The sequence below is a fragment of the Amycolatopsis rhizosphaerae genome, from assembly GCF_007713715.1.
In the GTDB taxonomy this organism is placed as follows: Bacteria; Actinomycetota; Actinomycetes; order Mycobacteriales; family Pseudonocardiaceae; genus Amycolatopsis_E; species Amycolatopsis_E rhizosphaerae.
Map to the genome: position 1 here is coordinate 1 of NZ_VJWX01000209.1, position 11,929 is coordinate 11,929.

Genomic DNA, 11,929 nt, shown 5'->3' on the forward strand with positions numbered 1-11,929 from the left:
GTGTCCCCCGCCCGCACCGCGATCCGCAGCACCGTGCCGGGCATCGGGGCCACCAGTGAGCCCGCCGCGAGCGCGGCGCCCGGTTCGGTGAAACGCGGCAGCGGGGTCAGGCTGACCGGCCCGACGCACACCAGGCCCGGGTAGCGGCCGACGTCGAAGGCGCGGCGCACGCCGCCGACGTCGAGCACCACATGGTCCGGGGTGGCATGCACGAGGGCGACGTCGGTGCCGTCCACCCCGCCGACCACCCGGGCCCCGTCACGGCCGGAGGAGTAGGCGATTTCGTACTCGGCCTCGCCCACGGCGTAACGCTTGCGCTGCGGTGCCGACGGCAGATTGCGCCAGCCGCTGGGCAGGCGATGCCCGGCACGGTTCGCCGCCGCGTCGGCGAAGGCCGCGGCGGCCGCGGCGAGCCGCTCGTCACCGAGCGGGCGGGCCAGGACGTCCAGTCCGTGCCGGCCGAAGAAGGCGGTGTCGATGTCCCCGGCGAGGAAGGCGTCGTGGCGCAGCACGTTGACCAGCAGATCGCGGTTGGTGCGCACGCCGTGGATGCGCGCACCGGCGAGCGCCGTGGCCAGCTTGCGCGCCGCCCCGGCGCGGTCCGGCGCCCAGGCGATGACCTTCGCCAGCATCGGATCGTAGGCGACGCCGATCACCGATCCGGCGGCCACCCCGGTGTCGACCCGCACGTCGCCGGGCACCTCGAACCGGTGCAGCGTGCCGGTCTGCGGCTGCCACCCGGCGGCCGGGTCCTCCGCGTAGAGCCGCGCTTCGATCGCATGCCCTGTCCACTGTGGAGGTTCGGCGGGCAGCGGCCGTCCCTCCGCGACGCGGATCTGCTCGGCCACCAGGTCGAGTCCGGTGACCAGCTCGGTGACCGGGTGCTCGACCTGCAGGCGCGTGTTCATCTCGAGGAAGAAGAACTCACCGCCGGAGGTGGCCAGGAACTCGACGGTGCCGGCGCCGACGTACCCGATCGCCTTGGCGGCCTTGCGCGCCGCGTCGAACAGCTCTTCGCGCATCGCGTCGTCCACCAGCGGCGAGGGCGCCTCCTCCAGGACCTTCTGGTGCCGTCGCTGGATCGAGCACTCCCGCTCCCCGACCGCCCAGACCGTCCCGTGCTCGTCGGCGAGCACCTGCACCTCGATGTGCCTGCCGGTCTCCAGGTACCGCTCGCAGAACACGGTCGGATCGCCGAAGGCCGAGGCGGCCTCGGCCGAGGCGCTGTGCACGGCGTCGGCCAGCTCGCCGAGTTCACGGACCACGCGCATGCCCCGGCCGCCGCCCCCGGCCGAGGCCTTCACCAGCACCGGGAGATCGGCCTCGGTGACCTTCGCCGGGTCCAGTTCGGCCAGCACCGGCACCCCGGCACCGGCCATCAGCCGTTTGGCCTCCACTTTGGACCCCATCGCCTCGATGGCCTCGGGCGGCGGGCCGATCCAGGTCAGTCCCGCGTCGAGCACCGCGCGGGCGAAGGCGGCGTTTTCGGACAGGAAGCCGTAACCGGGATGCACCGCGTCGGCCCCGGTCGCCCGCGCCGCCGCGACCAGCAGGTCCGCGCGCAGGTAGGTGTCGGACGGCGCGGTGCCCGGCAGACGGACCGCGGCGTCCGCCCCGGCCACGTGCGGCGCGTCCGCGTCGGCGTCGGAGAACACCGCGGCCCGCGCGATGCCCAGTTCGGCACAGGTGCGGAACACCCGCAGTGCGATCTCGCCCCGGTTGGCGACCAGCAGATTCTTGATCACGTCCATCACATCCGGAAGACGCCGAAGCCCTCGGCGCCCCTGATCGGTCCATTGTGGATCGCGGAAAGGCTCATCCCCAACACGGTCCTGGTGTCCCGCGGATCGATGATGCCGTCGTCGTAGAGCATGCCGGACAGGAACATCGGCATCGACTCCGCCTCGATCTGCTGTTCCACCATCGCCCGCATCGCCTTGTCGGCCTCTTCGTCGTAGGGCTGCCCCCGGCCCGCGGCCGAGGCGCGGGCGACGATCGAGAGCACACCGGCGAGCTGCTGCGGGCCCATCACCGCGGACTTCGCGCTCGGCCACGCGTAGAGGAACCGGGGACCGTAGGCACGGCCGCACATGCCGTAGTGCCCGGCGCCGTAGGAGGCGCCCATGAGCACCGAAATGTGCGGCACCCGGGAGTTCGACACCGCGTTGATCATCATCGAGCCGTGCTTGATGATGCCCGCCTGCTCGTACTCCCTGCCCACCATGTAGCCGGTGGTGTTGTGCAGGAAGATCAGCGGGGTGTCGGTCTGATTGGCCAGCTGGATGAACTGGGTGGCCTTCTGCGATTCCTCGCTGAACAGCACGCCCTGCGCGTTGGCGAGGATGCCGACCGGGTAACCGTGTAGGTCGGCCCAGCCGGTGACCAGGCTGGTCCCGTACAGCGGTTTGAACTCGTCGAAGTCGGAACCGTCGACGATCCGGGCGATCACCTCGCGCGGGTCGAACGGGATCTTCAGGTCGCCCGGCACGATGCCGAGCAGCTCTTCGGCGTCGTAGCGCGGTTCCTCGTACTCGGGTTTCGGCGAGGGCCCCAGTTTGCGCCAGTTCAGCCGCTTCACGATGGCGCGGCCGAGCCGGATGGCGTCCTGTTCGTCCACCGCGAGGTAGTCGGCGAGGCCGGAGCGGCGGGCGTGCATCTCGGCGCCGCCGAGCGACTCGTCGTCGGATTCCTCCCCCGTGGCCATCTTCACCAGCGGCGGGCCGCCGAGGAACACCTTCGCCCGTTCCTTGACCATCACCACGTAGTCGGACATGCCGGGCAGGTAGGCGCCCCCGGCCGTGGAGTTGCCGAACACCAGCGCGACCGTGGGCCTGCGCTCGGCCGAGGCCGCGGTGAGGTTGCGGAAGGTCCGCCCGCCCGGGATGAAGATCTCCTTCTGGGTGGGCAGGTCGGCCCCGCCGGACTCGACGAGGTTGATCGTGGGGAGCCGGTTCTCGGCCGCGATCTCCGCCGCGCGCAGGCCCTTCTTCAGGCTGGAGGGATTGCTCGCGCCTCCCTTCACCGTGGGGTCGTTCGCGACGATCATGCATTCGACGCCCTCGACCACCCCGATGCCGGTGATCACGCTGCCGCCGACGTGGTAGTTCGTCCCCCAGGCGGCCAGCGGCGACAGTTCGAGGAACGGGGAATCCTCGTCGAGCAGCAGTTCGATGCGCTCGCGGGCGAGCAGCTTGCCGCGTTTGCGGTGCCGCTCGACGTACTTCTCCCCGCCCCCGGCGATCGCCTTGGCGTGCTCCGCCTCCAGTTCGGCGAGCTTGGCCAGCATCGCCTCCCGGTTGCCCGCGAACTCCGTGCCCGCGGCGTCCACTCCGGACCTGATGACACTCAAGCCGTGTACCCCAATCGTTTCGCCGCGAGACCGGTGAGGATCTCGTTCGTGCCCCCGCCGATGCCGAGGATGCGGACGTCACGGTAATGACGCTCCACTTCGGACTCCCGCAAGTACCCGAGGCCGCCGTGCAGTTGTACCGCCTCGTTCACCACCCACTCCGCCGTCTCCACCGCGGAGTTCTTGGCGAAACAGGCTTCGGCGATGCAGTCGTCCCCGGCCACGTACCGCTGCGCGACGTGCCGGGTGTAGACCCGGGCCACGTCGATCCGGCGGGCCATGTCGGTGAGCTTGTGCTGCACCAGTTGCCTGCTGATCAGCGGGCGGCCGAAGGTCTCGCGCAACCGGCACCAGCCGAGCGTGAGGTCCAGCGCCCGCTGCGCGGTCGCGTAGGCCTGGACGGCCAGCGAAAGCCGCTCGGTGACGAACTGGGTCGCGATCTGGGCGAACCCGCCGTTCTCCGGCCCGACCAGGTTCGCCACCGGCACCCGGACATCCACATAGGACAGCTCGGCGGTGTCCGAGCAGTGCCAGCCCATCTTCTCCAGCCTGCGGGTCACCGTGAAACCGGGCGTGCCCCGCTCGACCACCAGCAGCGACAGCCCGTGCGCGCCGGGCCCGCCCGTGCGCACCGCGGTGGTGACGAAGTCGGCGCGGCAGCCGGAGGTGATGAAGGTCTTGGCGCCGTTGACCACGTAGTGGTCGCCCTCGCGGCGGGCGGTGGTGCGGATCGACGCGACGTCGGAACCGCCGTCGGGTTCGGTGACGGCCAGCGCGCCGATCAGTTCACCGGCCAGGGTGGGCCGCGCCCACCGCCCGATCTGTTCCGCGTTCCCGGCGGCGACCAGATGCGGCAGCGCGATCCCGCAGGTCAGCAGGGAGGCGACCAAGCCGCCGGAACCGCCCGCGTACAGGATCTCCTCGGCGACGGTGAGGGCGTCGAGGAAGTCGCCCCCGCCACCTCCGGCGCTTTCCGGGAAGGACACCCCGAGCAGGCCGATCGCCCCGGCCTTGCGGTGCAGTGCGCGGGGCAGTTCCCCGGCCCGCTCCCAGTCGTCGAGATGCGGCAGCACCTCGGCTTCGACGAACCGGCGCACGGTTTCCCGCAGCGCGGCACGTTCCGGTGTCTCCGTCATGCTGTGCCCTCCGGGAGTTTGCGCGCGACCGCTATCGTGTCGACAGGGCGCTCCTCACCAGACTGACCAACTTTCCCGCGCCGGGCGCCCTGCCGCCCCGATAGCGCGAAAAGACGGCGCGTTCGGTGGTCGGCTTGGCAACCGCGGGCTGACACAAGGGGAGTCATGCCCTGCCCTCCGGGATGTCGGCGTACCGCGCGCGCAGCCATTCGCCGAGCGCCTTGGCCTGCGGGTCGAACCGGGCCTGCGAAGCCACCCCTTCGCCGAGCAGGCCGCTCACCACGAAGTTGACCGCGCGCAGGTTGGGCAGCAGGTGGCGGCGCACCGGCAGCCCGGCCGTTTCCGGAAGCAGGCGGCGGAACTCCTCGACGGTCAGCCGGTGGGCCAGCCACCGCCAGTCCTCGTCGCCGCGGGCCCAGACGCCGAGGTTGGCGTCGCCGCCCTTGTCCCCGCTGCGAGCGCCGAACCGCTCGCCCAGCGGCGCGTGCCGCACCGGGCCGCGATAGGGCTCCGGCAGCGCCGGTTCCTCCACTTCGGACAGTTCGGCGGTCTCGGGGGCGGGCGCGATCTCCACCTTCGTCCCATCGGGCAGTACCGCGATGTGCGGCACCTCGTGGGCGTCCACGAAGGTTGCCGTGTAGACACCGTAGGGCGAGGCGTCCGACGGCGGGGCCATCACGTGGAAGCCGGGGTAGCTGGCGAGGGCGAGTTCCACGGCCGCGCCGCTGAAAGCCCGGCCCGCGACCTTCGGATCGGCGTCCTTGACCGCGCAGTGCAGCAGGGCGCTCGCGCGCTGCTCGGTGTCGGCGTCCTCGTGGTCGGTGCGGGCCAGCGTCCAGCGGATCCCGGCGGGCCGGTGCTCGCCCAGCGCCCGTTCGAGCTGCTCGCGGACCAGCGCCGCCTTGGCCTCGATGTCCAGCCCGGTGAGCACGAAGGTGGTTTCGTTCCGGAACCCGCCCAGGGTGTTGAGGCAGACCTTCAGCGACGGCGGGGGCGGTTCCCCCTTCGTCCCGCTGATCCGCACCCGGTCGCGCCCCGCCTGTTCCAGGTGGACGGTGTCGAAGCGGGTGGTCACATCGGGCCCGGCGTAGCGAGCGCCGCCGATCTCGTACAGCAGCTGGGCGGTGACCGTGCCGATGGTGATGGCGCCACCGGTGCGCTCGTGCTTGGTGATCACGCTCGACCCGTCGGCCTCGATCTCCGCGATCGGGAAACCGGGGTGGCCCAGTTCGTGCTCGGTGAAGAACGCGTAGTTGCCGCCGGTCGCCTGGGCGCCGCACTCCAGCACGTGTCCGGCGACCACGGCGCCCGCCAGTGCGTCGTAGTCGTCACGGCCCCAGCCGAAGTGCGCCGCGGCGGGCCCCACCACCAGTGAGGCGTCGGTGACCCGGCCGGTCACCACCACGTCGGCCCCGGCGCGGAGGCAGTCCGCGATGCCCCAGGCACCGAGGTAGGCGTTGGCGGTCAGTGGCCTGCCCAGGCCCAGCTCGTCGGCCCTGGGCAGCAGGTCGTCGCCTTCGACGTGGGCCACGGCCACGTCGAGGCCGAGCTTGGCCGCCAGTGCGCGGACGGCGTCGGCGAGCCCGGCGGGGTTGAGCCCGCCCGCGTTCGTGACGATCTTGACGCCCCGCTCCTTGGCCAGGCCGAGGTTCTCTTCGAGCTGGCGGAGGAAGGTCTTGGCGTAGCCCCGGGCCGGGTCCTTGAGCCGGTCGCGGCCGAGGATCAGCATGGTCAGCTCGGCCAGGTAGTCGCCGGTCAGCACGTCCAGCGGGCCGCCGGTGAGCATTTCCCGCATCGCGGCGAAGCGGTCGCCGTAGAAGCCGGAGGCGTTGCCGATGCGCAGGGTTCCCGGGGTGCTCACGCGAACTGCCCCGCCTTCCGCCCGCCGCCGGGCGGGCCGGCGAAGGCCTGGGCGATCTCCAGCCATTTCGCCACGTCCTCGCCCACGGCCACCAGACCGGTGTCGGCCGGGTGGCGGCGCTGCGTGACGACCAGGCAGAAGTCGAGCGCGCTGCCGGTCAGCCGCTGCGCGGCATCCTCGGGACCGAAGGCCCACACCTCCCCCTCGGGTGAGCGCAGTTCCACCCGGAACTCCTCGGCGGGCGGAGCGAGCGAGTGCAGGGAGAAGGCGAAGTCGCGGGTGCGCACCCCGAAGCGCGCGATGTGGCGGATGCAGCCGGTCGGCTCACGCGTGAGGCCCAGCGCGTCCACCACGTCCTGCGCGTGGGCCCAGGTCTCCATCAGGCGGGCGGTCACCATCGAGGCCGCGCTCATCGGCGGGCCGTACCAGGGGAACTTCGCCCCTTCCGGCGCCTCGGCCAGCGCGTCGGCCAGCTCCGCCCGGCCCGTGCGCCACTGGGCGAGCAGCTCCTCGCGAGGCTTGCGCGCCTCTTCCTCGGCACCCTTGGCCACGTAGTCGTCACCAGCAGCCAGCGCCTGGCGCACCTCGCGGTCGAACTCACCGGGGGTGCGCACGGCGATCAGCGCCTTCGCGTCCGTCCAGGCCAGGTGCCCGATCTGATGCGCGATCGTCCATCCTTCGGCCGGTGTCGGCCGGGACCAGTCCGTGTCCGGGGCCGCGACCAACTCGTCCAGGGACTGGCTTTCGGCCGCCAGATCCCCCAAGATCGGTCCAAGATCCACCACAGCAGTCGCCTCCTCGCGCGCTTGCAAGCGAGGGTGGCACCGCCGTGAAGAAAAATCAAGCGCGCTTGATTGTTTTTTTGGGGGGCGCCCCCCGAAGCCAGAGGACAAGGAGCAGGAGTGGCCGAGTACGCCGAGATCACCTACACCGTCGAAGACCGGATCGCGACGATCACCCTCAACCGGCCGCAGGCCCGCAACGGCTACACCGTGCGCATGTCGGACGAACTCGCCGACGCGTTCGGCCGCGCCGACTCCGACGAGGAGGTCCGCGTCGTGGTGTTCACCGGCGCCGGGGACCACTTCTGCGTCGGCGCGGACCTGTCCCAGGGCGGCTTCGACTTCGACGGCGAGCCGGACGGGCCGTGGCAGGAACCCGCGGGCCGGTGCGCGAAGCGGATCTTCCTGATGAACAAGCCCGTCATCGCCGCGCTCCGGGGCGCCGCCGTGGGCGCGGGCATCACCATCACGCTCTCCGCCGACTACCGGCTCGCCGCCACCGACGCCAGGTTCGGGTTCGTGTTCACCCGCCGCGGCATCTTCCCCGAAGGCGCTTCGGCCTGGTTCCTGCCCCGGCTGGTCGGGATGGGCACCGCACTCGACTGGATGATCAGCGGACGCCTGTTCGGCGCCGAGGAGGCCAGGGCCGCCGGGCTGGTGCAGCGCGTGTACGAACCGGACGAGCTGCTCGGCAAGGCCTACGAGCTGGCGCGCGAGATCGCCGCCAGCACCGCGCCGGTGTCGGTCGCCGTCACCCGGCAGCTGCTGTACCGGATGTCCGGACTCGACTCCCCGCTCCCGGTGCACGAACTGGACTCGAAGCTCATCGCGGGCCTGCCCGCGCACGCCGACTCCGTCGAGGGGGTCGTGTCGTTCTTCGAGAAGCGGCCGCCGAAGTTCACCCTCGAGGTCGGCAAGGCCCTGCCCGCCTACCTCCCCTGGCTCGACTCCTGAACTCGGGGTGGGAGTGCCGGGATTGCGCCCCGAAGGTCGCCTTGGGGGCGTTTATGCCCCGCAAGGCGACCTTCAGAGCGTCTCACCCGGGGTGTAGCGCATGAGGTCGAGGGCGAAGGCGACGTAGTGGCCGGCGATCCGCTCCGCGGGGAGCGGGCCGTCGGGCCGCCACCAGCTCGTCATCGCGGTGCACATGGTGGCCACCGCCCGCGCGGCCTCGCGCGGGTGCGCGGTGCGGAACCGGCCCTCCTTCGCCGCGGCGGCGGCCTCCTCGTCGAGCATGCGCTGCTGGGCGATCCGCAGGGCGGCGATCCTGCGCCGGTTGTCCGGGGCGAGGCTGCGCATCTCGCTGGCACCGAGGAAGCCGAGTTCGCGGCGATGCGTGTGGAACAGCGCGAGATTCTCGACGAGGAGCCCGAACCTCTCCACCGGATCCGTCCCCTCCGTCCGGGCCGCGGCGGCCCGCCACAGCAGTTCGGTCATCGCGACGTCGAGCAGCGCCAGCAGCATGTCCTGTTTGCTCGCGTGGTAGTGGTAGATCCCGGCGACCGACAGGCCGCAGCGTGCGGCGATGCCGCGCACGGTGGCGCCGTGGTAACCGATCGCCAGGAACTCGTCGAGCGCCGCCCGGAGCACCGGTTCCAGCTCCATGGGGCCGTAGGCGCGCCACTCCCCCGCCTCCGGCGGCGCCGGAGGCCCGGCCTGCGGGAGCACGTCCGTCTCCCGGGCGAGGTCGATGTCCAGGATCTGCGGCACGGTCAGCTCCAGCGCGTCGGCGATGCCACGCAACCGCTGCACGCTCAGTCCCGTCCGGCCGTTCTCGATCTGGCTGAGCGTGGCGGGACTGATCCCGAGCGCGCGGGCGAGGCCGCGCAGGCTCAGCCCGCGGGCCGTGCGGGCCGCGCGCACCTGGGCGCCCACGTTCTCGTCCGCGGGCCCCACTGCCTGGCTCCTCGTCACCGCACCGACCCTTCACTCACCAGTGTTTGGCAGATCTAAACATTGTTCCGCCGTGTTCGTCCAGAAGCGGTTATTGACGGGGCAACAATGATCGGCAACACTCCCAAACACGTCACCGTTCGAACGCTCGGCCGGTTCACGTGCAAAGGAGACAATGATGTCCGAGGCAACCGACGCCCCCGCCATGCGCGAACTGCTGGGAGAAGACGCGCCGACCAACTGGGGCAAATGGGGTCCCGATGACGAACTGGGCTGCCTGAACTACCTCGACGCCAAGGAGGTGCTGCGCGGCGTCCAGCACGTCCGCTCGGGGCAGGTGTTCACCCTCCAGATCCACATGGGCCGCACCGAAGGTCCCGGCGACCCGCTGTGGCCCGGCCGCGAGGGCATCAAGCGGCAGAACGTCCTCGACGAATCCACTTGGGACACCACCGCCGCCCCGGCCTTCCCCGGTGGCCTGCACTACGCCGACGACACCGCGCTGATCTTCCTGCAGGGTTCGACGCAGTACGACGCGCTCGGGCACGTCTGGTACGACGGCAAACTCTGGAACGGCTACGACGCGCGCTCCACGGTCGGCGGGATGGACAAGGCCTCCGTGCTCCCGATCGCCGAGAAGGGCGTGGTCGGGCGAGGCGTGCTGATCGACATGGCACGGCACCGCGGCAAGCAGTGGCTCGACAAGGGCGAGACGTTCGACCACAACGACCTCGAAGAGGCCGCGCGGGCGCAGGGCGTGACCATCGAGCCGCACGACATCCTGTGCATCCGGACGGGCTGGCTGAAGTACTGGTACGACCTGAACGATCCGGAGAAGTTCTACGAAGGCTTCTGCGAGCCCGGCCTGACCTACTCCCGCGAGCTGGTGGAGTGGTTCCGGGACAAGGAGATCCCGAACCTGGTCACCGACACGATCGCCAACGAGGTCACCAACGAACCGGACACCGGCGTCGCGCTGCCGCTGCACTGCGCGCTGATGCGGAACCTCGGTGTCACGCTGACCGAGATCGCCTGGCTGGACGACCTCGCCGAGGCGTGCGCGGCCGACGGGCGGTGGAGCTTCCTGTACGCGGCGGCCCCGCTGAAGGTCGTCAACGGCACCGGCGCGCCGGTCAACCCCGTCGCCATCCGCTGAAGCCATGAGCGACTACGACGACAAGCCCTGGCTGGCCCGGTACCCGGAAGGGCAGCCTGCCGAGATCACGCCGGAGTTCACCGACGCGCTGGCCCTGTTCCGCGCCTCCGCCGAGCGCAGTCCGGGCAACGACGCGATCCGCTACTTCGACGGCCGGATCACCTACGCCGAACTCGACGCCCTGACCGACGCCTTCGCCGCGGGCCTGCTCGACACCGGGTTCGAGCGGGGCGACCGGGTCGCGCTGTACCTGCAGAACGTGCCGCAGTTCCTGATCGGGCTGATCGGGACCTGGAAGGCGGGCGGAATCGCCGTTTCGGTGAACCCGATGAACCGCGAGCGCGAACTGGAGCTGCTGCTCAACGACTCCGGTGCGCGGGTTCTCGTGTGCCTGCAAAGCCTTTACCGCGACGTCGCGTCCAAGGTGCTGGCGGGCACCGGGGTCCGCACCGTGCTCACCACGTCCGAACTGGAGTACCAGACGCGCGACGATCCGCGGGCCTTCGCCGGCTCGGAGCGGATCGAACTGCCGGACACGACCGACCTCGCGGGCATGCTGGCCCGCTTCGCGGGCCGGACACCGCCACCGGTGTCCTACACCGCGGACGACGTCGCCTTCCTCACCTACACCTCGGGCACCACGGGCCCGCCCAAGGGCGCGATGAACACCCACGGCAACGTCGCGTTCAACAGCCAGACCTGCCGGGAATGGTTCGGCCTCGGCCCGCAGGACGCGGTGCTCGGGGTGGCACCGCTGTTCCACATCACCGGGCTGATCGGCCACATCGGACTGTCGCTGCTGCTGGGCGCGCCGCTGGTGCTGTTCCACCGGTTCGAGCCCTCGCTGGCGATCGACGTCATCCGTGAACAGCGCCCGACGTTCACCGTCGGCTCGATCACGGTGTTCATCGCACTGATGAACGCCCCGAACGCCGAACGCGAGGCGCTGGAGAGCCTGACGAAGATCTGGTCGGGCGGCGCGCCGATCCCGCCGTCCACCGTGAAGGCCTTCTCCGCCGCCTTCGGCCGCTACATCCACAACATCTACGGCCTGACCGAGACGACCTCCCCGTCGCACGGCGTGCCCTACCAGGCCGACGCCCCGGTGGACGACGCCTCGGGCGCGCTGTCGGTCGGTGTCCCGGTGTTCAACACGATGGTGCGGATCGTCGGCGAGGACGGCAGCGAACTGCCGCCCGGCGAGATCGGCGAGATCGTCACCACCGGGCCGCAGGTGGTGGCGGGCTACTGGAACAAGCCCGAGGAGACCGCGAAGGCCATCCCCGGCGGCGCGCTGCACACCGGCGACGTGGGCTACATGGACGAAGCGGGCTGGTTCTACATCGTCGACCGCAAGAAGGACCAGATCAACGCGGGCGGCTACAAGGTCTGGCCCCGTGAAGTCGAAGACGTGCTCTACGAGCACGAGGCGGTGCGTGAGGCCGCCGTCGTGGGCGTGCCCGACGTCTACCGCGGCGAGACGGTGAAGGCCTTCGTCAGCCTCCGGCCCGGCAAGACGGCCACCGCCGAGGAGCTCATCGCGTTCTGCAAGGACCGGATGGCGGCCTACAAGTATCCGCGCCAGGTGGAATTCCTCGACGAGATCCCGAAAACCGCCACCGGCAAGCTGCTGCGCCGGGAACTGAGGGCACGGGAACAAGCCTGACCCCTGCCGCTGCGTGGCCGGTCCGGGGCCGGGTGGCCCCGGACCGGGTGCCCCCGGGCGAGTCCCACCCTCAGGCGCTTGTGTCC

9 protein-coding genes are annotated in these 11,929 nt (G+C 71.0%); 3 read left to right on the forward strand and 6 right to left on the reverse strand.

Going from position 1 to position 11,929, the window contains the following annotated elements; genetic code table 11:
- The 5 genes from FNH05_RS20435 to FNH05_RS20455 form a co-directional block, all read right to left on the reverse strand.
- A partial coding sequence (locus tag FNH05_RS20435) for an acetyl-CoA carboxylase biotin carboxylase subunit (RefSeq protein WP_144590316.1) occupies window positions 1-1,745 on the reverse strand: 1,745 nt, incomplete at its 3' end.
- A gap of 5 nt (window positions 1,746-1,750) precedes the next feature.
- Entirely contained in the window at window positions 1,751-3,349 is a 1,599-nt protein-coding gene (locus FNH05_RS20440) for an acyl-CoA carboxylase subunit beta (protein WP_186382649.1), read from the reverse strand.
- Entirely contained in the window at window positions 3,346-4,485 is a 1,140-nt protein-coding gene (locus tag FNH05_RS20445; RefSeq protein ID WP_144590317.1) for an acyl-CoA dehydrogenase family protein, read from the reverse strand. Before FNH05_RS20445 ends, FNH05_RS20440 begins: the two co-directional genes overlap by 4 nt.
- Before the next feature lie 163 nt (window positions 4,486-4,648).
- Window positions 4,649-6,346 (reverse strand): acyclic terpene utilization AtuA family protein, encoded by a 1,698-nt coding sequence (locus FNH05_RS20450; protein ID WP_281287621.1) that lies wholly within the window; start codon window positions 6,344-6,346, stop codon window positions 4,649-4,651.
- The gene (locus FNH05_RS20455) at window positions 6,343-7,131 is read right to left on the reverse strand and encodes a TIGR03084 family metal-binding protein (RefSeq protein WP_144590319.1); all 789 of its coding nucleotides are present in this window, start codon (window positions 7,129-7,131) and stop codon (window positions 6,343-6,345) included. Before FNH05_RS20455 ends, FNH05_RS20450 begins: the two co-directional genes overlap by 4 nt.
- A gap of 117 nt (window positions 7,132-7,248) precedes the next feature.
- Here FNH05_RS20455 and FNH05_RS20460 point away from each other — a divergent pair, with 117 nt between their 5' ends.
- Window positions 7,249-8,082, forward strand: coding sequence for an enoyl-CoA hydratase-related protein (locus FNH05_RS20460; protein ID WP_144590320.1), 834 nt, complete (start codon window positions 7,249-7,251; stop codon window positions 8,080-8,082).
- A 72-nt stretch (window positions 8,083-8,154) separates the two neighbouring features.
- On the opposite strand, the gene FNH05_RS20465 is transcribed toward FNH05_RS20460, so the two are convergent.
- A complete protein-coding gene (locus tag FNH05_RS20465) occupies window positions 8,155-9,024 on the reverse strand; it encodes a TetR-type transcription factor C-terminal domain-containing protein (protein WP_222426664.1) in 870 nt (289 codons plus the stop codon).
- A 175-nt stretch (window positions 9,025-9,199) separates the two neighbouring features.
- On the opposite strand from FNH05_RS20465, the gene FNH05_RS20470 reads away from it, so the two are divergent.
- Together FNH05_RS20470 and FNH05_RS20475 are read left to right on the forward strand one after the other, a co-directional pair.
- Window positions 9,200-10,177, forward strand: coding sequence for a cyclase family protein (locus FNH05_RS20470; protein ID WP_144590321.1), 978 nt, complete (start codon window positions 9,200-9,202; stop codon window positions 10,175-10,177).
- A 4-nt stretch (window positions 10,178-10,181) separates the two neighbouring features.
- Window positions 10,182-11,843 (forward strand): long-chain-fatty-acid--CoA ligase, encoded by a 1,662-nt coding sequence (locus FNH05_RS20475; protein ID WP_144590322.1) that lies wholly within the window; start codon window positions 10,182-10,184, stop codon window positions 11,841-11,843.
- Window positions 11,844-11,929: the final 86 nt, after the last annotated feature.